Source organism: Prevotella sp. kh1p2 (assembly GCF_900111525.1).
Lineage (GTDB): Bacteria > Bacteroidota > Bacteroidia > Bacteroidales > Bacteroidaceae > Prevotella.
This window is the reverse complement of the sequence record NZ_FOHY01000001.1, coordinates 254,217-278,384: the sequence shown is the minus strand read 5'-3', so window position 1 is coordinate 278,384 and position 24,168 is coordinate 254,217. Positions and strand designations below refer to the sequence as shown.

18 protein-coding genes, 5 tRNA genes and 2 pseudogenes are annotated in these 24,168 nt (G+C 51.3%); 22 read left to right on the top strand and 3 right to left on the bottom strand.

What is annotated here, in order from left to right:
- Positions 1-396: 396 nt before the first annotated feature.
- The 20 genes and pseudogenes from BMW31_RS01270 to rpoC form a co-directional block, all read left to right on the top strand.
- Positions 397-1,698, top strand: a pseudogene (locus BMW31_RS01270) (sialidase family protein); the annotation flags it as partial.
- Positions 1,672-3,243: a DUF4091 domain-containing protein gene (locus BMW31_RS13645; protein WP_317039762.1), complete on the top strand. Its 1,572-nt coding sequence runs from the start codon at positions 1,672-1,674 to the stop codon at positions 3,241-3,243. The pseudogene BMW31_RS01270 and the gene BMW31_RS13645, both read left to right, overlap by 27 nt.
- Before the next feature lie 358 nt (positions 3,244-3,601).
- A pseudogene (locus BMW31_RS13640) lies at positions 3,602-3,727 on the top strand (type I restriction-modification system subunit M N-terminal domain-containing protein); the annotation flags it as partial.
- A 286-nt stretch (positions 3,728-4,013) separates the two neighbouring features.
- Entirely contained in the window at positions 4,014-4,205 is a 192-nt protein-coding gene (gene rpsU / locus BMW31_RS01250) for a 30S ribosomal protein S21 (protein WP_091820102.1), read from the top strand.
- A 145-nt stretch (positions 4,206-4,350) separates the two neighbouring features.
- The gene (locus BMW31_RS01245) at positions 4,351-5,232 is read left to right on the top strand and encodes a tyrosine recombinase XerC (RefSeq protein WP_091820100.1); all 882 of its coding nucleotides are present in this window, start codon (positions 4,351-4,353) and stop codon (positions 5,230-5,232) included.
- Positions 5,233-5,254: 22 nt separating this feature from the next.
- Positions 5,255-5,554 carry a ribosome hibernation-promoting factor, HPF/YfiA family gene (gene hpf, locus BMW31_RS01240; RefSeq protein ID WP_091820206.1) on the top strand — a complete coding sequence of 100 codons (300 nt, stop codon included), beginning with the start codon at positions 5,255-5,257 and terminating at the stop codon, positions 5,552-5,554.
- Between the two features lie 101 nt (positions 5,555-5,655).
- Positions 5,656-5,729, top strand: a tRNA-Thr gene (locus BMW31_RS01235).
- Positions 5,730-5,775: 46 nt separating this feature from the next.
- A tRNA-Tyr gene (locus BMW31_RS01230) sits at positions 5,776-5,857 on the top strand.
- Positions 5,858-5,878: 21 nt separating this feature from the next.
- Positions 5,879-5,951: transfer RNA gene (locus BMW31_RS01225), tRNA-Gly, on the top strand.
- A 10-nt stretch (positions 5,952-5,961) separates the two neighbouring features.
- Positions 5,962-6,033: transfer RNA gene (locus BMW31_RS01220), tRNA-Thr, on the top strand.
- A gap of 82 nt (positions 6,034-6,115) precedes the next feature.
- A complete protein-coding gene (gene tuf / locus BMW31_RS01215) occupies positions 6,116-7,315 on the top strand; it encodes an elongation factor Tu (RefSeq protein WP_091820097.1) in 1,200 nt (399 codons plus the stop codon).
- A gap of 64 nt (positions 7,316-7,379) precedes the next feature.
- Positions 7,380-7,452, top strand: a tRNA-Trp gene (locus BMW31_RS01210).
- A 16-nt stretch (positions 7,453-7,468) separates the two neighbouring features.
- The gene (gene secE, locus BMW31_RS13675; RefSeq protein ID WP_091820093.1) at positions 7,469-7,660 is read left to right on the top strand and encodes a preprotein translocase subunit SecE; all 192 of its coding nucleotides are present in this window, start codon (positions 7,469-7,471) and stop codon (positions 7,658-7,660) included.
- A gap of 15 nt (positions 7,661-7,675) precedes the next feature.
- Positions 7,676-8,221 carry a transcription termination/antitermination protein NusG gene (gene nusG, locus BMW31_RS01200; protein ID WP_091820090.1) on the top strand — a complete coding sequence of 182 codons (546 nt, stop codon included), beginning with the start codon at positions 7,676-7,678 and terminating at the stop codon, positions 8,219-8,221.
- 92 nt (positions 8,222-8,313) lie between these two features.
- Positions 8,314-8,754, top strand: a complete 441-nt coding sequence (gene rplK, locus BMW31_RS01195) for a 50S ribosomal protein L11 (RefSeq protein ID WP_091820087.1) — start codon at positions 8,314-8,316, stop codon at positions 8,752-8,754.
- 88 nt (positions 8,755-8,842) lie between these two features.
- The gene (gene rplA / locus BMW31_RS01190; protein WP_091820084.1) at positions 8,843-9,535 is read left to right on the top strand and encodes a 50S ribosomal protein L1; all 693 of its coding nucleotides are present in this window, start codon (positions 8,843-8,845) and stop codon (positions 9,533-9,535) included.
- An 18-nt stretch (positions 9,536-9,553) separates the two neighbouring features.
- Positions 9,554-10,072: a 50S ribosomal protein L10 gene (gene rplJ, locus BMW31_RS01185; RefSeq protein ID WP_091820081.1), complete on the top strand. Its 519-nt coding sequence runs from the start codon at positions 9,554-9,556 to the stop codon at positions 10,070-10,072.
- A gap of 82 nt (positions 10,073-10,154) precedes the next feature.
- Positions 10,155-10,532, top strand: a complete 378-nt coding sequence (gene rplL / locus BMW31_RS01180; protein WP_091820078.1) for a 50S ribosomal protein L7/L12 — start codon at positions 10,155-10,157, stop codon at positions 10,530-10,532.
- 102 nt (positions 10,533-10,634) lie between these two features.
- Positions 10,635-14,447 (top strand): DNA-directed RNA polymerase subunit beta, encoded by a 3,813-nt coding sequence (rpoB, locus tag BMW31_RS01175; RefSeq protein ID WP_091820074.1) that lies wholly within the window; start codon positions 10,635-10,637, stop codon positions 14,445-14,447.
- A gap of 94 nt (positions 14,448-14,541) precedes the next feature.
- Positions 14,542-18,855, top strand: coding sequence for a DNA-directed RNA polymerase subunit beta' (rpoC, locus tag BMW31_RS01170; RefSeq protein WP_091820071.1), 4,314 nt, complete (start codon positions 14,542-14,544; stop codon positions 18,853-18,855).
- 370 nt (positions 18,856-19,225) lie between these two features.
- On the opposite strand, the gene BMW31_RS01165 is transcribed toward rpoC, so the two are convergent.
- The 3 genes from BMW31_RS01165 to BMW31_RS01155 all read right to left on the bottom strand — a co-directional run bounded on the left by BMW31_RS01165 (position 19,226) and on the right by BMW31_RS01155 (position 20,773).
- Positions 19,226-19,534 carry a helix-turn-helix domain-containing protein gene (locus BMW31_RS01165; RefSeq protein WP_091820068.1) on the bottom strand — a complete coding sequence of 103 codons (309 nt, stop codon included), beginning with the start codon at positions 19,532-19,534 and terminating at the stop codon, positions 19,226-19,228.
- Positions 19,521-19,844, bottom strand: a complete 324-nt coding sequence (locus BMW31_RS01160) for a type II toxin-antitoxin system RelE/ParE family toxin (RefSeq protein WP_091820065.1) — start codon at positions 19,842-19,844, stop codon at positions 19,521-19,523. The genes BMW31_RS01165 and BMW31_RS01160 overlap by 14 nt, the downstream gene beginning before the upstream one ends.
- Before the next feature lie 440 nt (positions 19,845-20,284).
- On the bottom strand, positions 20,285-20,773 hold the full coding sequence (locus BMW31_RS01155; RefSeq protein ID WP_177166243.1) for a hypothetical protein: 489 nt from the start codon (positions 20,771-20,773) through the stop codon (positions 20,285-20,287).
- A 507-nt stretch (positions 20,774-21,280) separates the two neighbouring features.
- On the opposite strand from BMW31_RS01155, the gene BMW31_RS01150 reads away from it, so the two are divergent.
- Both BMW31_RS01150 and BMW31_RS01145 read left to right on the top strand, forming a co-directional pair.
- Positions 21,281-22,792: an endonuclease gene (locus BMW31_RS01150; RefSeq protein WP_255404773.1), complete on the top strand. Its 1,512-nt coding sequence runs from the start codon at positions 21,281-21,283 to the stop codon at positions 22,790-22,792.
- A 127-nt stretch (positions 22,793-22,919) separates the two neighbouring features.
- On the top strand, positions 22,920-24,065 hold the full coding sequence (locus BMW31_RS01145) for an FN3 associated domain-containing protein (protein WP_091820058.1): 1,146 nt from the start codon (positions 22,920-22,922) through the stop codon (positions 24,063-24,065).
- The last annotated feature ends 103 nt before the right edge of the window (positions 24,066-24,168 follow it).

Below are 24,168 nucleotides of genomic sequence, written 5' to 3'. Positions count from 1 at the left end.
TTTTATTTTGTATTTTTAACGCAGATACCGTTCGCCTGCCCTCCTCATGCCTTTTCGGCGGCTTGCAACAGGCGTGGATGGAGCAGGAAGGATAGCGCCGGAACTTTTGCCCGGTGTTTTTCAGCCTGCTGCCGGCAGCGGGCTTTTTCACTGTTTCGTGCTCTCTAAGCACGCGGTGCAGGCAAAAACGAGGGCAATAAGTTTGTGTATCTCGGAAAAAATGCCGAATATTGCATGTTAGTTGTAGGCTGGCAGCACGGCCGGTGGCCTTTGGGGCTGCCGGCAGAGCGAACTTCTGCTGCGGTTGGCCGGCCTCACACGCAATCTTATACTACCATTTACAAACCCGTGATGAACAAAAAACTGCCACTTGCTCTGCTGCTTTCATTCGCTTTTATGGCTGCTTCTGCGGCCGTAAACCGCCCGCACCGGTTGCCTGCTGCTGCTGATGAGGGCTACCGTACAACCGTTTTCGACAATGCCAACAGCGCTGTTCCGTTCCGTATTCCGGCCCTCACGCAAACCCGCCGGGGCCGGTTGCTGGCCGCGTGCGACTTCCGCATCAGCAAGACCGATGTGGGTTGGAACAACCGCAACGGCCTGTGGCAAATCAATGTGGTCATGAAGACGAGCGACGACCGTGGCCGCACGTGGAGCGACTCCGTGTGTGTGGCCCGCGGAAACGAGCATGCCGCCGATGCTGTTCGCACGGCTTTCGGCGACCCGAGCATCGTGGCCGACCGCACGTCGGATAACGTCTTGCTGCACTGTGTGGCCGGTAAGACGGGCTACCCGCATGCTACGAGGCAGAATCCGCAGCATGCCGTGTTCTTCCGCAGTACCGACGGCGGCCGCACATGGGACCACGGCACCGACCTGACGGAGATGATTTACGGCCTGTACGACAACAAGCTGCCCAACGGGGGCAGTGCCGACGGCATCTTCCTCACCTCGGGCAAGATTATGCAAAGCCGCTACGTGCGCAAGGAGAAGTTCTACCGGCTCTACATGGCGCACCCTGTCAGGCAGCGCGGAGTGGGCCGATGCGGCACGTTCGTCATCTATTCGGACGACTTCGGGGCCACCTGGCATTCGCTCGGAAGGCCGGACGTGGCGCCAAGTGTGGCCCAGGACGAGTCTAAAGTGGAAGAACTGCCCGACGGCAGCGTGCTGCTCAGCTGTCGTGATGCACAGGGCGGCCGCCGCTTCAACGTGTTTACTTACACCGATGAGCTGGCTGCCGAGGGCCATTGGGGCCGGGAGATAATGCCCGAGAACATGACGGCGCGGCAGGTGAATGCCTGCAACGGCGGCATTCTCGTTGTGCCGGCACGCCGCTGCAGCGATGGCCGGAGCCTCTATGTGGCGCTGCAATCGGTTCCGCTCAGTGCCCGTCGGGACAGCGTGGGGTTCTTCTACAAGGAGCTGGCCGCGTACTCCGACTATTCCACCGCGCAGCAGTTAGGCGCCGGCTGGATAAAGGGGCTGCGCGTAACTGATGCCACTTCGTGCTATTCGACAATGGTTCGGATGGACAACGACCGCATAGGACTGCTCTTCGAAAATAACTTCCACAACGAGGGTTACGACATCGAGTTCAGGAGTTTGTCGCTCGCCGAGATTACGAACGGCGCGTACGAGATACTGCCCTTTGCCGACCGGTCGCAGTACATGATAGATGCAGCGTTGGCGCGGCAGCCCATGGGGGCGCTGCGGCAGCCGGTATCGACCTCTGCCAACGTGCAGATATTGACGTTGTGGCGCGGCGAACGGGCGGGTTTTGAGGTGGCTCTGAATGCTGACGTGACCCGTCCGCTGCAGCTGCAGGTTACGGGCAGCGGGCGCGGCAAGCGTCTGGCAGCCCACGCCAGGGCAGGGTTTCTGCGCACGGTGCTGACCGACAACTTCCGCGGTTGCGGCAATCCGCCCGATACATTGCAGGCTTGGGCGGTGGCCGATGTAATTGGCGGCCCGGCTATCACCGGCCGCGAAGGCACTGTAGCCAAAGCGGCATGGTGCACGATAGAGGTTCCGCGCAACATGGCTCCGGGCCGGTACAAGCTCCGCCTGGTGCTGCGCGAGGGGCAGCGGGTGGTGCAGGAGCAGCCCGTAACGGTGCAGGTGCTGGATCGCACGTTGCCGGAGACGCCGCACTTCAACCTCAACTTCTGGATGCAACCTTATGCCGTGAGCCGCTACTACGGCGTGGCACCGTGGAGCCAGGCCCACTTCGACGCCCTGCGCCCTTACATGCAGATGCTGGCAAAGGCCGGACAGCGCAAGGGGTTCGCCACACTCTTCTACGAACCTTGGGGCAAGCAGAGCAACGACAAATTCGATGCAATGATACAGACCACACGCCGCGCCGACGGCACCTGGAGCTACGACTACAGCGTCTTCGACCGTTGGGTAGCCTTCCTCGACTCATGCGGCATCACCGGCGACATCAACTGCTACTCCATGGTGCCGTGGGATATGGCCTTCGACTATTACGACGAGGGCTCCGGAACGTACAAGAGCCTGCGTACAACGACCTCCGACAGCACTTATGTCGGTCTTTGGACGCCGTTCCTGCAGTCCTTCGCCGCCCATCTCAAGGCCAAGGGGTGGTTCAATCGCGCCGTTATCGCCATGGACGAGCGCAGCCTCGACGCCATGCTCGACGCCTGGAAGGTGGCGCAGCAGGCTGCTCCCGGCATCAAGATGGCCCTGGCCGGAAACTACCACAAGGAGCTGGTGGACAAGATTTACGACTATTGCATAGCGTGGAACCAACACTTCAGCGCCGACGAACTGGCCCGGCGCAACAGTCGCGGATGGATTTCAACCACCTACACCGCCTGCCCCGACCAGATGCCCAACATCTGTTCGAACAACGACCCCGCAGAGGCAGTCTACCTGCCCATGTACTGCGTGGCCAATGGCTTTAACGGTTTTCTGCGTTGGGCGTGGATGAACTGGACGGCGAACCCGATGTTCGACACCCGCTTCCGCCTCTTTACGCCCGGCGATACGTATGTGGTGTATCCCGGAAACCGTTCGAGCCGCCGCTTTGAGCAGATGATAGAAGGCGTGCAGAACGTGGAGAAACTGCGCGTGCTGCAGGCCGAATACGGCCGCAAAGGCAACAGCAAAGCCCTCGAAGAGCTTAACCAAGCCGTGGCAACGTTCCGCTCTGCCACGCCCGATGCCGCCGCCGTGCGCAGCAGCATCGCCCGCATGGAGCAGCTGCTCAACAGGTAACACGGCGCAGCAAGTACAAACGCAAAGAGCCGGCAGGAAATTTCTACCTGCCGGCTCTTTGCGTTTTCTGTCGTTTCAACTTCACTTCGGAAGGACTGCCGGAGGCTTCCGCCACTCCTCTTTCTGCCCTCCCGCAATCGCCCTGTTTATGGGGGGTGGAGAAAGAGGTATCGTTCAAGCCGCTTGGAGATGCCCTTCAAGGCGCTTGGAGGTATCGTTCGGCGCCCTTGAACGATACCTCCAACAATCTGCCCCGTAACCTGCGGCATGCGGAAAAGATAGTGGCGCTTTCTTCGTTTTTCTCGTTATAAAATCCTATATTTGCAAACTAAATCAAGAACAAACACCAACAGCAATAATGACAAGCACAAAGCAAAGAGACGACCTGCAGGCTGCTATCTGGAAAATAGCCAACGAGGTGCGGGGCGCCGTAGACGGATGGGACTTCAAGCAGTTTGTTTTGGGAACCCTCTTCTATCGGTTCAATGCCGTTCTGCCCAAGATGAGCCCTCTGAATCCGCAATACCTGACGAAGAAGCAAAGCGTTTTCCAAAAGATTTCAGCTTTCATTGAAAAGTTCAAGGGCATAGGCGGAAATGTGTAAAACAGCCGGATGGTGAGAGTAAAAAATGTAGAGCAAAACCGGAATGTAAGAACAAAAAACGGCTAAAAACTTGTTTTATTCATAAATAAGATGTAATTTTGCACCCGCAAATTGTGGCATTGTGCCCCAATAGTGTTGAACAAAATAAATATTTAAAACAAAAAACATGATTATTGTACCCGTAAAAGATGGCGAGAACATCGAAAGAGCTCTCAAGAAGTTCAAGAGGAAATTCGAGAAGACCGGTGTTGTAAAAGAACTCCGCGCACGTCAGCAGTTCGACAAGCCGTCTGTTAAGAAGAGACTCAAGATGGAGCACGCTATCTACGTACAGAAGCTGCGCCGCGAGGAGGAATAATCTTTTTCCTCCTAAAAATTTGGTAGTTTGAATTAAATTCCGTATATTCGTTGCCGAAAACATCTTCTGAATGAATTTGCCGGTGTGAAACCGGTCGAAGCTCAAGGGGAGATAAAGTTATACGTTGTGATGTAAACGGCGCTGAATGATGATAGACGAATTTTTGAACTACCTGAAGTATGAGCAGAACTGCTCACCACTGACGGTTAAAAGCTACGCCGAAGACCTCAAGGCCTTTGAGACGTATTTCAAAAATTTAGATGGTCAACTCTCATGGGAGTCGGTAGACTCGGATGTTATCCGTGACTGGATGGAGAGTATGATGGATAAAGGAAACAATGCCACCTCAATCAACAGGAGATTGAGTGCTTTGCGTTCCCTGTTTCGTTTTGCCCTCGCTCATCATTTGGTGGAGAAGGATCCCTCGCGAGCCCTTCGTGGACCAAAGGTTGGCAAGCCTCTGCCGCAGTTCGTAAAGGAAACGGAGATGAACCGGTTGCTGGACGACCTGCCTTGGGGCGACTCCTATCAGGAAGTTAGGGCAAGGACTATCTTGCTGACATTCTACGCTACAGGCATGCGACTGGCTGAATTGATAGGGCTGGATGACTCGGCGATTGATTTCGCAAACCGCCAGCTGAAAGTTACCGGCAAACGCAACAAGCAGCGCATCATTCCCTTCGGTGAAGAACTGGAGGCGGCTCTAACCTTATATTTAAACACGCGCGAGAGCCAAGTTTCGGGGCAGACGGAAGCGCTGTTCCGGACTGATAAAGGCGAGCGGATGAACCGCAACCAAGTACGCTACGAGGTAAAGAAATACCTGAGCTGCGTCTGCACGCTCAAGAAGCGTACGCCACACGTGCTGCGGCATACCTTTGCCACGGCCATGCTGAACCATGATGCAGGGATAGAAAGCGTAAAGAAACTGCTCGGACATGAGAGTCTCTCAACGACAGAGATTTATACTCATACCACTTTCGAGCAGTTAAAGCGAGTTTATACGAATGCCCATCCAAGGGCTTAACCTTTTAAAACTGGAGGTAACTATGGAGATTAAAATTCAGTCGATACACTTCGACGCTACCGAAAAATTACAGGCGTTTATCGAGAAGAAAACAGCCAAGTTGGAAAAATCGTATGAAGATATTCAGAAAGTAGAGGTGCAATTAAAAGTCGAGAAGCCCGCTACCGCATTAAATAAAACGACGAGTCTGACGGTCTCGGTTCCCGGAAACAAGCTGTTCGTGGAGAAGACCTACAATACCTTTGAGGAGGGCATTGACGAGTGTGTAGATGCGATGAAGGTGCAGCTGACGAAATACAAGGAAAAACTGCGCAACAAATAAAAAAAACTCGGAAAAAGTTTTGGCGATATAAAAAATATGAGTATCTTTGCAGCCGTTTTACAACGCATCCAAAACGAGGCCGATTGCGGCTGCATGGATATGCCTCTTTAGCTCAGTTGGCCAGAGCACGTGATTTGTAATCTCGGGGTCGTTGGTTCGAATCCGACAAGAGGCTCGGAGAGTAACAGAGGCGCAGAATTCCTAAGGAGTTGCTGAAACAAGGGTGGTTACCAGAGTGGCCAAATGGGGCAGACTGTAAATCTGCTGGCTATGCCTTCGGTGGTTCGAATCCATCACCACCCACTTCAGTAGAATCAATGTTTTGCGGAAATAGCTCAGTTGATAGAGCACTAGCCTTCCAAGCTGGGGGTCGCGGGTTTGAGTCCCGTTTTCCGCTCTAAATCAATGCTGTAATAGCTCAGTGGTAGAGCACTTCCTTGGTAAGGAAGAGGTCCTGAGTTCAACTCTCAGTTACAGCTCTACTTCGGTTCTATCTGATAGGCAGAAGAAAAACAAGAATTTAATTTCAGATTATTCATTATATAAATAAAAAGTAAAGCTATGGCTAAAGAGACATTTCAGCGTACCAAACCACATGTTAACATTGGTACTATTGGTCATGTTGACCACGGTAAGACTACTTTGACAGCTGCAATCTCTAAGGTTCTTCACGACAAGGGCTTTGGTGGTGAGGATGTTAAGTCATTCGACCAGATTGACAACGCTCCCGAGGAGAAGGAACGCGGTATTACGATTAACTCTTCTCACATTGAGTATGAGACTGCAAAGCGTCACTATGCGCACGTAGACTGTCCGGGACACGCCGACTATGTGAAGAACATGGTTACTGGTGCTGCTCAGATGGACGGTGCTATTCTGGTAGTTGCTGCTACTGATGGCCCTATGCCACAGACACGTGAGCACGTACTTCTCGCCCGTCAGGTAAACGTACCTCGTCTGGTTGTATTCCTGAACAAGTGTGACCTCGTTGAGGATGAGGAAATGTTGGAGCTCGTTGAAATGGAGCTTCAGGAGCTTCTCGCTCAGTACGACTACGAAGAGGATACTCCTATCATTCGCGGTTCTGCACTCGGTGCACTGAACGATGTTGAAAAGTGGGTTGACTCTGTAATGAAACTGATGGACACCGTTGACGAGTGGATTCAGGAGCCTGTACGTGAGGTTGACAAGCCTTTCTTGATGCCTGTTGAGGATGTATTCTCTATCACCGGTCGTGGCACCGTTGTTACCGGCCGTATTGAGACTGGTAAGTGCAAGATTGGTGATGAAATCCAGCTGCTCGGTCTTGGTGAAGATAAGAAGTCGGTTATCACTGGCGTTGAAATGTTCCGCAAGATCCTTGACGAGGGTGAAGCTGGCGACAACGTAGGTCTGCTGCTCCGCGGTGTAGACAAGGATGAGGTTAAGCGTGGTATGGTTGTTGTGCACCCGGGTGCCATCACTCCGCACGATCACTTCAAGGCTTCGGTTTACGTGCTGAAGAAAGAAGAAGGCGGCCGTCACACTCCGTTCGGCAACAAGTATCGTCCGCAGTTCTACCTCCGCACGATGGATTGCACCGGCGAAATCAAACTTCCGGAGGGAGTGGAAATGGTTATGCCTGGTGACAACGTAGAGATTGAGGTCTCCTTGATTTACAAGGTGGCTCTGAATGAGGGTCTTCGTTTTGCTATCCGCGAGGGTGGTCGAACTGTAGGCTCCGGTCAGATTACAGCTATCCTCGACGACGTTCAGCAGTAATTCTGAATAAGTTCAAGTATACATACACTCAAGTTCCCGCAACTGCGGTTACGGGAACTTTTTTACGGGTTTAGCTCAGTTGGTAGAGCACTGGTCTCCAAAACCAGGTGTCGAGAGTTCGAGTCTTTCAACCCGTGCAAAACAGAAGATAATATGTTCAAGAAGATAGTAAATTATTGCAAGACTTGTTACGACGAACTTGCACATAAGACAACTTGGCCTACACGTGCCGAACTTACTCACAGTGCAATGATTGTATTATCTGCTTCACTGATAATCGCACTGGTTGTGTCTGCTATGGACACTGTGTTCAGAATTGTCATGACCGCTATCTATCCAAATTAATCAGAGGTAAAGGAAATGGCTGAGAAGGGAAAGAATTGGTATGTGTTGCGTGCTGTAAGTGGAAAAGAGGCTAAGCTCAAAGAGTATATAGAGGCCGAGATGAAACACAACACGTTGCTCAATTCGCATGTCTATCAGATCCTTATACCCATGGAGAAGCATGCCTCCGTACAAAACGGCAGAAGGGTAGAGAAGGAAAAGGTAAGCCTTCCCGGATATCTGTTTGTTGAGGCTAGCTTGGAAGGTGATGTGGCTCATTTGCTACGTTTCATGCCAAATTGTTTGGGCTTCCTCGGCGGGCTTGACAATCCATCACCGGTTCCGCAGTCGGAAATCAATCGGATGCTTGGAGCTGCAGAGGCTTCCGACCTCGAAAATACAACTGATATTCCGTATGTACTCGATGAGACAGTGAAAGTAATTGATGGTCCGTTCAGCGGTTTCAGTGGAGTCATAGAGGAAATCAACAACGAGAAGCGCACGCTGAAGGTAATGGTTAAAATCTTCGGTCGCAACACTCCGTTGGAGCTCAGCTTCATACAAGTAGAAAAAGAAGGATAAACGCATATTGTTACGATGTGCTTATTCTAACAGGTTGGAGAGGCTTCCACTCTTTCGACTTATAATGAAATCAATTAATTATTAACAGAAAAATGGCTAAAGAAGTTGCTGGATTAATCAAATTACAGATTAAAGGTGGCGCTGCTAATCCTTCCCCACCAGTAGGTCCCGCCTTGGGTTCTAAGGGTATCAACATTATGGGATTTTGCAAGGAATTCAACGCCCGTACCCAGGATAAGGCCGGCAAGATTTTACCGGTTGTTATCACATACTACACTGACAAGTCATTCAGCTTCATTATCAAGACCCCTCCCGCTGCCGTACAGTTGAAAGAGGCTGCTAAGGTAAAGAGTGGATCCGGTCAGCCTAACCGTCAGAAAGTTGCTTCCGTAACATGGGAGCAGGTGAAGGCTATAGCAGAAGATAAAATGGCAGACTTGAACTGTTTTACAGTTGAAAGCGCTATGAAGCTCGTTGCAGGTACAGCAAGAAGTATGGGTATCACTGTAAAAGGGGACTTCCCTGGTAAATAATATGATTAGGGATTAATGATTAGCGATGACGGCAAATCCTAAATCAATATTCAACAATCACTAATCCAATTAAACTTCAATTAAGAAAATGAGTAAACTGACAAAAAATCAAAAATCAGTAGCTGAGAAGGTTGAAGCAGGGAAGGCATACACATTACAGGAGGCTTCGGAACTGGTAAAGGAAATTACCACTACCAAGTTCGATGCTTCGCTTGATATTGATGTACGTCTGGGTGTAGACCCGCGCAAGGCAAACCAGATGGTTCGTGGCGTGGTTTCGCTGCCCTATGGTACCGGAAAGGTTACCCGCGTGCTCTGCCTCTGTACTCCCGATCAGGAAGCTGCTGCAAAGGAAGCTGGAGCCGACTATGTTGGTCTCGATGAATATATTGAGAAAATTAAAGGTGGCTGGACAGATGTTGATGTCATCATCACCATGCCGTCTTGCATGGGTAAGGTAGGTCCTCTGGGTCGAGTTCTCGGTCCGCGTGGTCTCATGCCGAACCCCAAGAGCGGTACCGTGACTATGGACGTTGCTAAGGCAGTGAAGGACGTAAAACAAGGTAAGATAGACTTCAAGGTTGACAAGGCTGGTATCATCCACACGTCAATCGGCAAGGTCAGCATGACCGCGGAGCAGATTTGCGGCAATGCCAAGGAGTTCATCGCTACCGTTATACGTTTGAAGCCTGCTGCTGCTAAAGGTACATACATTAAGAGTATCTTTATTTCAAGCACGATGAGTAAGGGTATCAAGATTGATCCTAAATCAGTTGAATAACTCTAAAAGTTTTGTAAAATGAAGAAAGAAGTAAAAGATACTATAATTGTAGAACTTGGCGAGAAGCTCAAGGAATATCCTCATTTCTATCTGGTAGACGTTACCGGACTGACTGCTGAGGACACCAGTAAGCTGCGTCGCAAGTGCTTCAAGAGTGAAATCAAGATGGTGGTTGTGAAGAACAAACTTCTTCACAAGGCTTTCGAGGCTTCGGATGTTGATTTCGAACTGCTGTACTCAGCGCTCAAGGGCAACACGGCTGTGTTCTTCTCGAATGTAGCCAATCAGCCTGCAAAGCTGCTGAAAGAGTACAAGGATAAAGAAGTTCCAACACTGAAGGCTGCTTACGCAGAGGAAAGTATCTACGTTGGTGCCGACAAGCTCGAAGAACTGGCTGCTCTCAAGAGCAAGAACGAGGTTATTGCAGAGATTGTAACTTTGTTGCAGAGTCCTGCAAAGAACGTCGTATCAGCTCTCCAGTCAGGCGCAAACACTATTCACGGTGTGCTTAAGACTTTAGGCGAGCGTCCTGAATAATCAGTAATTGCAATGCAAGTTGACAATTATATTAAGGTCACAATATATTTATTTAAAACGAACAATTAAAATTTAGAATAAAATGGCAGACGTAAAAGCTATTGCAGAAGAGTTAGTAAATCTTACTGTTAAAGAAGTTAATGAGTTGGCAACAGTCCTGAAGGACGAGTATGGTATCGAGCCTGCTGCTGCAGCTGTTGCTGTAGCTGCTGGTCCTGTAGCCGCTGCTGCTGGTGCAGCAGAGGAGAAGACAGAGTTCAATGTTGTTCTCACAGAGGTTGGTCCTAACAAGCTGAAGGTTGTAAAGGCCGTTAAGGAGGCTTGTGGTCTTGGTCTGAAGGAAGCTAAGGACCTTGTAGACGGCGCTCCTTCTACGCTGAAGGAAGGTCTCGCTAAGGCAGAGGCTGAGAACCTGCAGAAGACCATCGAGGCTGAAGGTGCCAAGGTAGAGCTCAAGTAACAGAACTTTAGATTACTGTATATTATGGTTAGGATTTGCCCAGTCGGTGAGTCCTAACCTTTTTGTGTCTTATTATATTTTTAATCCGTTTAATATCTTCTAATGGCATCTAAAATTGTTGATAACAGAATAAATTTTGCCAGCGTTCACAATCCGTACCCATATCCGGATTTCCTCGATGTGCAGTTAAAGTCCTTTAGAGACTTCCTACAGTTGGATACTCCGCCTGAAGAACGCAAGAACGACGGTTTGTATAAGGTGTTCGCCGAGAACTTCCCTATCACCGATACGCGTAACAATTTCGTTCTTGAGTTCTTGGATTACTATATCGACCCGCCACGTTACTCCATCGACGAGTGTCTGGAGCGTGGTCTCACCTATAGTGTGCCTTTGAAGGCTAAGATGAAACTGTATTGTACAGATCCCGACCACGAGGACTTCGGCACATTTATACAGGACGTGTTCCTGGGAACCATTCCGTACATGACCGATAACGGTACCTTTGTTATCAATGGTGCTGAGCGTGTGGTTGTGGCACAGCTGCATCGTTCACCTGGTGTATTCTTCGGACAGGGCGTTCATGCCAACGGCACGGCTCTCTACAGTGCCCGCATCATTCCGTTCAAAGGCTCCTGGATTGAGTTCGCTACGGATATCAACAATGTGATGTATGCTTATATCGACCGTAAGAAGAAATTACCGGTAACGACACTGTTGCGTGCCATCGGCTTTGAAACCGACAGCGACATTCTGCAGATTTTCGACCTTGCCGAAGAGGTGAAGGTAAACAAGAAGAATATGAAGGCTGCCGTTGGCCGCAAGTTGGCTGCACGTGTGCTGAAGAGTTGGAACGAAGATTTCGTTGACGAAGATACGGGCGAGGTTGTTTCTATTGAGCGCAATGAAGTTATTATGGAGCGCGAGACAGAAATAACAGCTGACAACGTAGGCGAGATATTGGAGAGTGGTGCTTCTACCATACTGCTTCACAAGGATGAGGAGGCAGCCAATAAGTACGCCATTATCTTCAACACCTTGTCCAAAGACCCGAGCAACTCGGAGATAGAAGCCGTCAAGTACATCTACCGCCAGTTGCGCAATGCCGATCCGGCTGATGACGCAAGTGCCCGCGAGGTGTTCCAGAACCTGTTCTTCTCCGACAAGCGTTACGATTTAGGCGAAGTTGGCCGTTACCGCATCAACAAGAAATTAGGTCTCGATACCAGTATGGACGTCCGCGTACTGACGAAGGACGACATCATCGAGATTATCAAATACCTCATCCAGCTGGTAAACTCCAATGCTACCGTTGATGATATCGACCACCTGTCTAACCGTCGTGTCCGCACGGTGGGTGAGCAGCTGGCTAATCAGTTCTCCATCGGTCTGGCTCGTATGAGCCGCACAATACGTGAACGCATGAACGTGCGCGATAATGAGGTGTTTACTCCGACCGACCTGATAAATGCCAAGACCATTTCGAGCGTTATCAACTCGTTCTTCGGCACCAATCCCCTCAGCCAGTTCATGGACCAAACCAACCCGCTGGCCGAGGTTACCCACAAGCGCCGTTTGTCAGCACTCGGCCCAGGTGGTCTGTCACGTGAACGTGCCGGCTTCGAGGTACGCGACGTCCACTATACTCACTATGGTCGCCTTTGCCCAATTGAGAGCCCTGAAGGTCCTAACATCGGACTGATTTCATCGCTTTGCCTGTATGCAAAGATAAACGATCTCGGTTTCATCGTCACTCCTTACCGTAAAATTGAAGACTCCAAGGTGGATATGGACAACAAAGATGTTGTGTTCCTGACTGCCGAGGAAGAAGAAGACAAAATCATAGGTCAGGGCAATGCCCCCCTTACTAAAGAAGGCCAGTTCATCCGCAGCGTGGTAAAATGTCGGCAGGATGCCGATTATCCTGTGGTTTCTCCCGACCAGGTTGACCTCATGGATGTTTCGCCACAGCAGATAGCATCGGTTTCGGCCGGTTTGATTCCCTTCCTGGAGCATGACGACGGTCACCGTGCGCTGATGGGATGTAACATGATGCGCCAGGCAGTACCTTTGCTCCACAACGATGCTCCTATCGTAGGAACCGGACTTGAGAAGCAGGTGTGCGAGGATTCCCGCACAATGGTAACAGCCGAGGGCAATGGCGTTATCGAGTATGTCGATGCTACCACCATCCGCATTCTCTACGACCGCACGGAGGATGACGAGTTCGTAAGCTTCGAGCCGGCACTCAAGGAATACCGTATTCCCAAGTTCCGTCGTACCAACCAGAACATGACCATCGACCTGCGCCCCATTTGCAACAAGGGTCAGCGCGTGAAGAAAGGTGACATTTTGACCGAGGGATATGCCACCGAGAACGGCGAACTCGCTCTGGGTCGCAACCTGTTGGTGGCCTATGTGCCATGGAAGGGTTACAACTACGAGGATGCTGTTGTCGTTTCCGAGCGTATGGTGCGAGAGGATGTATTGACATCTGTACATGTAGACGAATACTCACTCGATGTCCGCGAAACCAAACGTGGTGTAGAGGAGTTCACTTCAGATATTCCCAACGTGAGCGAAGAGGCTACCAAAGACCTTGACGATAACGGTATTGTCCGTGTCGGTGCGCGCGTTGAACCGGGCGACATCCTCATTGGCAAGATTTCTCCTAAGGGAGAAAGCGACCCCTCACCGGAGGAAAAGTTGCTCCGTGCCATCTTTGGCGATAAGGCCGGCGATGTGAAGGACTCTTCGCTGAAAGCCAATCCCTCGTTGAGCGGTGTTGTTATCGACAAGAAGCTCTTCTCCCGTGCCGTCAAGACACGTGAGTCGAAGAAGCAGGACAAGGTAATCCTTGCCAAGATAGATGAGGAGTATGAAGCCAAGAACAAGGACTTGAAGGACTTGCTCGTAGACAAACTCCTTACGCTCACAGAGGGCAAGACCTCACAGGGAGTGAAGGACTATATCGGAGCCGAAATCATTACCAAGGGCAGCAAGTTCACTGCCGTATCCTTGGCAAACTTGGAATATGAGGGTATCCAGAGCAACGACTGGACCGAGGACGAGCATGCCAATTTGCTGATTCAGCGCCTTATCATGAACTACATCCGCAAGTACAAACTGTTGGATGCCGAGGTTAAGCGCAAGAAGTTCTCCATCACCATCGGCGATGAGCTGCCTTCTGGCATTCTTCAGATGGCAAAGGTCTATGTTGCCAAGAAACGTAAGATACAGGTCGGCGACAAGCTGGCCGGCCGCCACGGTAACAAGGGCATCGTTTCCAAGGTAGTGCGCATGGAGGACATGCCGTTCCTGGAGGATGGCCGCCCTGTCGACCTGGTGCTGAACCCGATGGGTGTGCCTTCACGTATGAACCTCGGCCAGATATTCGAGGCTATTCTGGGTGCTGCCGGCCGCAAGCTGGGCGTCAAGTTTGCAACGCCAATCTTTGACGGTGCCAAACTCGAAGACCTCCAGGAGTGGACCGACAAGGCCGGTCTGCCTCGCCTCTGCTCTACCTATATCTATGATGGTGAGACTGGCGAGCGTTTCGACCAGCCCGCTACCATTGGCGTAACTTACTTCTTGAAACTCGGCCACATGGTTGAAGACAAGATGCACGCGCGCTCCATCGGCCCGTACTCTCTCATCACGCAGCAGCCGCTCGGCGGTAAGGCCCAGTTTGGTGGCCAGCGTTTCGGAGAGATGGAGGTCTGGGCTCTTGAAGCATTCGGCGCCAGCCATGTGCTGCAAGAAATCCTCACCATCAAGTCCGATGATGTTGTAGGCCGTTCCAAGGCTTATGAGTCAATCGTCAAGGGCGACACCATGCCTACACCGGGCATCCCCGAGTCGCTCAACGTATTGCTGCATGAGTTGCGCGGACTTGGTTTGAGCATCAAGATGGATTAAGCATTGAAAATTGGAATATCGAAATATTGGAATATTGCATAGATTGGATTTCTCAATTCTTCAAGTTTCAGTCTTTCAATAAAAAGAAAAGAACATGGCTTTCAAAAAAGATACAAAGGTAAAGAATAATTTCACGAAGATTACCATCAGTCTCGCTTCACCCGAGGAGATTCTGGAAAATTCGTTTGGTGAGGTTACCAAGCCTGAGACCATTAACTACCGTACATACAAGCCGGAACGCGATGGCTTGTTCTGCGAGCGTATTTTCGGCCCTACCAAGGACTACGAGTGCGCCTGCGGCAAGTACAAGCGTATCCGCTATAAGGGCATCGTCTGCGACCGTTGCGGTGTCGAAGTAACCGAGAAGAAGGTTCGCCGTGAGCGTTCCGGTCATATCGAGCTCGTGGTTCCCGTTGCCCATATCTGGTATTTCCGTTCACTGCCCAACAAGATAGGCTATCTGTTAGGCATGCCTACCAAGAAGCTCGACGCCGTTGTTTACTATGAGAAATATGTAGTCATCCGTCCGGGTGCCCTTGAAGGCCAGATGGATGCCGAAGGGTTGGAGCTCAACGGCTCCCACAAGTTTGATTTGCTCACAGAGGAAGAGTACATTGATATCCTTGACAACAAGCTCGATCCTAACAATGCGATGCTTGATGATGCCGACCCCAACAAGTTCATCGCCAAGATGGGCGCAGAGGCCATCTACGATTTGTTGGCAGAACTCGACCTCGACTCGCTTTCATACGAGCTTCGCGACCGTGCCAACAATGACAGCAGTCAGCAGCGCAAGACAGAGGCACTGAAGCGTCTGCAGGTAGTGGAGTCGTTCCGCGCTTCGCAGAATGTGAACAAACCGGAGTGGATGATCATGAAGATTATCCCAGTTATTCCGCCCGAACTGCGCCCGCTGGTTCCGTTGGATGGCGGCCGTTTTGCCACTTCCGACCTCAACGACCTTTATCGCCGTGTCATCATCCGCAACAATCGTCTGAAGCGTCTCATGGAGATCAAGGCTCCCGAGGTCATCCTCCGCAACGAGAAGCGTATGCTGCAGGAAGCAGTAGACTCTCTCTTTGACAACAGCCGCAAGTCCAGCGCTGTGAAGAGCGAGAGCAACCGCCCCCTGAAATCACTCTCCGATTCACTGAAAGGCAAGCAGGGTCGTTTCCGCCAGAACCTTCTGGGTAAGCGTGTCGACTATTCTGCTCGTTCGGTTATCGTTGTTGGCCCTGAACTGAAGATGGGCGAGTGCGGTCTGCCCAAACTGATGGCAGCCGAGCTCTACAAGCCGTTCATCATCCGCAAGCTCATTGAGCGCGGCATCGTGAAGACGGTCAAGAGCGCCAAGAAGATAGTAGACCGCCGCGAACCGGTTATCTGGGATATTCTGGAGAACGTCATGAAGGGACATCCCGTTCTGCTCAACCGTGCTCCTACACTCCACCGCCTGGGCATTCAGGCTTTCCAGCCCAAACTCATTGAGGGCAAGGCTATCCAGCTGCACCCGTTGGCTTGTACGGCTTTCAATGCCGACTTCGACGGCGACCAGATGGCTGTTCACCTCCCGTTGAGCAATGAGGCCGTACTCGAGGCACAGATACTGATGCTCCAGAGCCACAACATCCTCAATCCTGCCAACGGCGCACCTATCACCGTTCCCTCTCAGGACATGGTGCTCGGCCTTTACTATATCACCAAGGTACGCCCCGGTGCAAAGGGCGAGGGTCTCACGTTCTACGGCCCCGAAGAGGCTATTATCGCTCACAACGAGAACCGTTGCGACCTCCATGCCCAGGTTAAAGTCCTGGTCGACGATATTGTTGACGGCAAACCGCTTCGTCATCTTGTCGAGACCACTATCGGCCGCGTGGTTGTCAATCAGATTATCCCCGACGAGATAGGTTTCTTCAACGGCATCATCTCCAAGAAATCGCTCCGCGGTCTGATAGCCGATGTTATCAAGGCCGTGGGTATGGCTCGCGCCTGCGAGTTCCTCGATGGCATCAAGAACCTCGGCTACCACATGTCGTATGTGGCCGGTCTCTCGTTCAACCTCGATGATATCATCGTACCTGACGAGAAGGAGAGTATCGTAAAGAAGGGACAGGAAGAAGTAGACAACATCCAGTTCAACTACGATAACGGTTTCATCACCGATAAGGAGCGTTACAACCAGGTTATTGATGCTTGGACACACGTAAACTCCGACCTCAAGACGGCCGTCATGAAGCACATGACCGAGGCCGACCAGGGCTTCAATGCCGTTTACATGATGCTCGATTCCGGTGCTCGTGGTTCTGCCGATCAGATTGCACAGCTTGCCGGTATGCGTGGCCTGATGGCCAAGCCGCAGAAAGCCGGAGCCGAAGGAGCGCAGATTATCGAGAACCCGATTATCTCCAACTTCAAGGAAGGCATGAGCGTGCTGGAGTACTTTATCGCTTCGCACGGTGCCCGTAAGGGTCTTGCCGATACGGCCATGAAGACGGCTGATGCCGGGTACCTGACCCGCCGACTTGTTGACGTTTCGCACGACGTGATTATCAACGAGGAAGACTGCGGCACCTTGCGCGGACTTGTCTGCACGGCACTCAAGAACGGCGACGATGTTATCTCCACGCTCTACGAGCGCATCCTCGGCCGCGTTTCCGTTCACGATATCATCCATCCTGCTACGGGCGAGGTTATCTGCGAGGCCGGAGAAGAAATTACAGAAGAGAAGGCGCTGGCCATCGAGAACTCTCCTATAGAGAGTGTTGAGATACGTTCGGTGCTTACCTGCGAGAGCAAGCACGGCGTCTGCGCCAAGTGCTATGGCCGTAACCTGGCCACAGCCCGCATGGTACAGCTCGGCGAGGCTGTAGGCGTGATTGCAGCTCAGGCCATTGGTGAGCCTGGTACACAGCTCACGCTCCGTACTTTCCACGCCGGTGGTGTTGCCGGTAATGCTGCCGCCAACGCCAGTATCGTTGCCAAGAACAATTCCAAGTTGGAGTTCGACGAGTTGCGCACGGTTCCGTTCAAGGATGACGACGACCGCGACTGCCAGATGGTTGTCAGTCGTCTGACCGAGGTTCGCTTCGTCGACCCTAATACGGGCATCGCCATGAGTAGCCTCAACGTTCCCTATGGCAGTACACTCTACTTCAAACATGGTGACGTGGTCAGCAAAGGTGACCTGATTGCCAAGTGGGATCCGTTCAATGCCGTTATCGTCAGCGAGTACGCCGGCAAGGTGAAATTCAACGATGTTATCGACAGTGTAACCTTCCGTTCCGAGACCGATGATACTACGGGTATGACCGAACGTATCATCACCGACTCCAAGGACAAGAATAGGGTGCCTACCGTCGATATCCTCAATGCCTCGGGCGAGGTCGTGGGAACTTATAACTTCCCCGTAGGTGGTCACATCACTGTCGAGGATGGCGAAACCATCAAGACCGGTACTACTCTCGTCAAGATACCGCGCGCCGTAGGCGGTGCCGGTGACATCACGGGTGGTCTGCCACGAGTAACAGAACTCTTCGAGGCGCGCAATCCTTCCAACCCTGCCGTGGTTTCCGAAATCGACGGTGAGGTAACAATGGGTAAGGTGAAGCGTGGCAACCGCGAGATTATCATCACCTCCAAGACCGGCGACCAGAAGAAGTACCTCGTATCACTCTCCAAGCAGATACTGGTACAGGAGCACGACGCCGTTCGTGCCGGCACGCCGCTCTCCGACGGTATCATCACTCCGGGCGACATCCTCGCCATCAAGGGCCCCACGGCCGTACAGGAGTACATCGTCAACGAGGTGCAGGACGTGTACCGTTTGCAGGGTGTGAAGATAAACGACAAGCACTTCGAGATTATCGTTCGCCAGATGATGCGCAAGGTTCGCATCGACGACCCGGGCGACACCACGTTCCTGGAGCAGGAACTGGTAGACAAGCTCGACTTTGCCGACGAGAACGACCGCATCTGGGGCAAGAAGGTGGTTACCGATGCCGGCGACTCCGAGACCCTGAAGCCCGGACAGATTATCACCGTGCGCAAGCTGCGAGACGAGAATTCCAGTCTCAAGCGCCGCGACCTCCGTCTCGTGCAGGTACGCGATGCCGTACAGGCCACTGCCACCCAGATACTGCAGGGTATCACCCGCGCTGCTTTGGGCACGAAGAGCTTCATGAGTGCCGCCTCGTTCCAGGAAACCACCAAGGTGCTGAACGAAGCCGCCATACGCGGAAAGGTCGACCGTTTGGAAGGTATGAAGGAGAATGTTATCTGCGGCCACCTCGTTCCGGCCGGAACGGGCATGCGCCAGTGGGACAAGCTCATTGTAGGCTCCAGGGAGGAATACGACCGCATGGAGGCCAACAAGAAGAACGTACTCGACTTTGCCAATACGGTAGATTAACACCATTCTCGCAAGAGATACTATAAAGAAGTGTGCCGGGCTCTAATAGCCCGGCACACTTCTTTTTGTATTCCACCCTTCCATCTCCCTCCTTTCGGAGGGGTCGGGTTGGCTCCGTAAGCGTTCTCCATGTTTCTTTAGGTTCGTTTCTACGGTTTAAAGACAGAGTAACAGAATATTTTTTTGCTGCTGCAGGTTTGATGAATTGTAGGAATGAGCAAACAACGGTTTGCAACAAGGCAAACTTGTATCCTCCCCTTAGCAAGGGGAGGCGGGGGATGACAAGTTTATAGTCTGTGAGTTGTATTGAAGAAATATAGCTTACGGCTGTAAGCTATTGACAACTTAAAAACATTAGAAGTCCCTTTAATTAAAGTCCCAACGGTTTGGAGATTTCAATTCGTAATCCCAAAGCGTTGATAAGACGAAAGAACAACCCCACTCCCGGCTCTATCACTCCGTTCTCAATCTTTGAGATATAAGATTTTGTTGTTCCTGCTTTTTCGGCAAGTTCACTCTGTGTCATCTTGGCTTCTTTGCGTGCCTGCAACAGAACTTGAGAAGCATAGAATGCCCTTGCGTCTTCTTCAAACTTTTCGCGTTGCGGCGTACCCTCTTTGCCGTACTTAGCATCCAGCACGAGGTCGTAATCTTCAATCTTGTGATTATTTGTCTGCATAATATGCCTCCTTAATCTTTAATGCCTTTTCTATTTCTTGTTTAGGTGTCTTCTGTGTCTTCTTCTGAAAACCATTGAACAACACTACTATCTGTCCGTCATCGAAAATAAAGAACACACGATAGATATTGCTCTCGTATTCTATTCTTAATTCAAACAGTCCGTCTTTTATGGCTTTAACGAATTTCGTTGATAGTCTTTCTTGCGTTTTTAGCATTTGCAAGGCATAATCTATTTTTCGTTGCACCTTCTCATCAAGCGTCTGCATGAATGCCTGAAAGTACCCACCATACGTTCTTAGTCTTCTCATATCGCAAAGGTATTAAAAGTTTTTATATCTGACAACTTTTTACTAACTTTTCCAAGGATGGATTGCTAAAAGGAAACTCAAGGTAACCACTGCACTTCCTTATCTTGTCAAGGTGATAAATCTGCTTATACCGACATGTGTTGAGAAACAAATTACGTTTGCTGCTTATTTGTCATCCCCTCCTAACCTCCCCTTTCTAAGGGGAGGAAGTATTACTATTCATATTTGCAGCTATTCATTATCCTTAATCACCGCAGGATTGTTGCATGGCTTACTTCTTTTTTCAAGAGGAACTGCTGGTAATCATGTTCGATGGGTGGATGTTGTAAGCCCATTTTGTCCTAATTCTCTCTGTATAATTTGAGCTTGTAAGGTATTAGAGGAGAATAACAACAGAGCACTTAAAACATATGTTCTTGTTTTCATGTCTTTTCTTGAATTTAAAGGTTAGCTTTTACTGTTATTTTTCTGAAAGAGTTTGAACCAGTCCATGGTTTTTCTATAATACTACCAATACTCAGTTCCTGCTTTGTAGAGTCTAAAGAAATTGTAGACATTCCATCTAAATAATTTAGATTAGGGTCATTGTCTTTCGGAATAATCGTTATGAAATATTTGTTCTGTCCCCTTGCGAGCGTGTAGCTACCGTTCTGTAAGATGACAATGGTGTCTGCCACGCCGGATTTTCCATTTGGCAGTTTTACTACGTTATCAGTTATCTTAACGCTGTCTTTTGTGAATGTAACAAGCCTTTCTTGTCCTTCGAGGGGTTCCGTCTTCCATATAATGTCGCCACCATAATTGGCTTCCCATTTCCATGTGCCAATCAGGTCTTGCTTCAGAGAGCTTATCTCGTCAGCATCATCGTCGCTACAGGCGCTCAGGAAGATGAGCGGCAGCGCGAACATCATGATTAAAATGCCTTTCATTCTCATATTGTTTCGGTTGTTAGTTTGACGAATTATATTGTTTTCCGCTTCTGCAGGTTAAGTTCGTTTCCTGATTTCGGCATTTGTTGCACTTAAAGTACGCCCTAAAGATACGACAAAAAGCAATAGGTTGCAATATAAACGGCTATATTTTTTGATGTAAATGTTGATTGGTGTGCACGCAATCATCATCGTCAGGGCAAGCACAACGGGCTCAAAAAGGGCTTGAAAGACACTGCCGGGAACTTTCGACACTTGTCGCACGATTATGTGACACCTGTCAAACAATCGTGCGACAAGTGTCGAAAGTTCGTGAAGCATACAAACAATACGGGAATGCGGAACGAGCGGGGCAACGGAAGCAATGCTGCGGGCGAGGGGAGGGGCACCCTGGGAGGTGAAATTGTAATCAAATTTTTTCCTGTTTCGCTTTTCGTTCACGGAAAAAATACCTATATTTGCAAACAAGCGAACCCTCTCCTGATTATAAACAAACTGAGAATAACCGTGTTAAGCAAAAAAATCATCATCGCATTATGGGCGCTCGTGGCTCTGCCACTGGCTGCCGCGGCCATTAACAGGCAGGCACTGGTCACGCGCGCACAGCCGCTCGAAGGCCTCAAGGGCGCTGCCCTCAAGAACGCACTCTACACGCTGATGCAGCCGCAGCGGGTGCTCGACTACGGCCGAGGCTCCAACGGAACCTGGTATGGCTTCTGGTACACCGACCGCGACACGGCTACCAACGAGTGCATCAACCGCTACAGCTCGCGCAAGTTCTACTTCACCGCTCACGACGGCGTGGCCATCAGCGGCATGAACATTGAGCACTCGTTTCCCAAAAGCTGGTGGGGCGGCACGGAGAACGATGCTTACCGCGATTTGTACAACCTCTACCCATCCGATTCCGAGGCCAACTCGCAGAAGAGCAACTACCCCATGGGCGTGGTGACTACCGTAAGCAGCGGCGATGAGGGCTACGACAAGGTGGGACACGGAACCATCGACGGCCAGAGCGGAGAGTGGTGCTGGGAGCCGGGCGACAGCTACAAAGGCGAGTTCTCGCGCAGTTACATGTACATGGCCGTTGTTTACGCCAATCTGACGTGGGAGCGTACGGGCCTAAAGACGATGAGCAATGCCAACGGAAACTACCCCGGACTGAAGCCGTGGGCATCGAGCCTGTACATCAGTTGGGGCAAGTCGGACCCCGTCTCCAACCTGGAACGCGACCGCAACAACGCTGCTGCCAACCTGCAGGGCAACCGCAACTATCTGATAGATTTCCCCAATCTGGCCGAATACATCTGGGGCGACAGCGTGGATGTGGCTTTCAACGTGCACACCACCCTCACCACGGCCGATGACGACGACCGTTACATGGCCTTGCCGCAGATTACTCCGGGCCAGGGTGGCGACACTCCCGCCTCCTACATCTTTGTCAAGACCTCCGAAGTAAAGGCCGGCGGCAAGTATCTCATTGTGGTGAACACCGGCAGCAGCCTGCGGGCAGCGCAGAACGTGACGGGGAGCAAGGGTTACGGATACCTGTACACAACGGCCGTAACCGACAACGACGGCATCATTACGCTGGCATCCGATGCGTTGGCCTACACCCTCGAGGAGGCTCCCGGCGGCTATTACATCAAGGACAGTCAGGGCCGCTACTACTTCCAGAAGGGCACCTACACCAACTACAACGTAACAACCGACAAGGCGCAGGCCTCCGTCTGGACCGTAACGCCCAACGCCGACGGCACCTACCGCATAGCCGCCAACGGCTACTACATGCAGTATTCTGCCCAGTACGGCTCCTACGGCTGCTATACTACGAACCAAGGCCCCATGCCGATGCTGTACGAGCTGACCACGGAGGCCGGCATCACCCTGCCACAAGGTGAGACCGGCACGGCTGACTCCCGCGTCTACAACCTGCAGGGGCAGTACGTGGGCACCAGTTTGCAAGGCTTGCCGCCGGGCATCTACATCCAGAACAACCGCAAGATTGTGGTTAGATAACAGCCAGAGAGTGGGAGAGGAGTTCTTGTAACAGGAATTTCATCTCCCATTCTTGGTACCAACGGATTAATTTCCTAACTTTGTAACGTGCACCCGAAATCTGTTTATCAACTTAAAATCATAGCTTATGAAACATTTTCTACGTTATTCGTTCGTTGCATTGCTGACCTTGGTCAGCTCGTTTGCAGCAGGCGATGAGGTTACGTTCCTGCCTTCGGAAGTCAAAGGAACTACTACGGATCAGTCCCCTGACCAGTTCTCAAAAGATGGTATCACGGTTAGCTGTAACAATGCGGCTTTTGGTGGAGGCGCACAGTACCGTTTCTACAAGAGTAGCGTGGCTACCATTTCGTCTACAGTGGGCAATATTACCAAGGTGGAGTTCACCTGTACCGTTGCCGGTACAGAGAAGTACGGGCCGGGCTGCTTTACAGCGCCGAGCGTGGGCAGCTACACCTATGCCGACAAGGTGGGCACATGGACGGGCGATGCCCTTTCTTTTACGCTCACGGCATCGTCCAATCAGGTGCGCGCCACGAAGATAGTGGTGACCTATACCCCCGCGGGCGGTGTCGTGGTGCCGCCTACGGTAGAGGGTGAGGATGGCTTCATGGAGACTGCCACCGTGACTCTGGGCTCGTCGCAGGACGGAGCAGAGATTTATTACACCCTCGACGGCAGCACGCCTACCAATCAGTCGACCAAGTACACCGCTCCCTTTACCATCAGCGAAACCACCACCGTTAGCGCCATTGCCTATCTGAACGGCAAGGCAAGCGCCGTTACAGCCAAGACCTTTAACAAGGCCGCCACCTACACCGTGGCCCAGGCGCTGGCCATACTCAGTGCCGGCACCGATATTCCCACGAGTGATGTGGTGATTACCGGTATCGTTTCTAAGATTGATGAGGTAAATACCGATTATGGCAATGCCACCTATTATATTTCCGACGACGGCACCACGGCTGCCCAGTTGGAGGTTTTCCGTGGCTACAGTCTGAACGGTGCCAAGTTTACATCGCAAGACGAGCTGAAGGTGGGCGACAAGGTTACGGTAAAAGGTGTTATTGTTAACTACAAATCAGGCGACAAAGTAACACCCGAAGTTACCACCGGCAGCAAGATTATCGCGAGGAACGGCATTACCACGGGCATCACTCAGGTGGAGCAATCGGCTGCCGATGCGCCTCTGTACAACCTCTCCGGTCAGCGTGTGGACGCCTCCTACAAGGGCGTAGTCATCAAGAACGGCAAGAAGTTTGTGGTGAGGTAGCGGAGCATGCCTCCTCCGTTACCTCCGAGCGGAGGGCGAACTTGCACGGCGAACGGTGCCCGTGGGTTCTGGAAGGAGGAAAACCGTTTACGCAAATGAGACG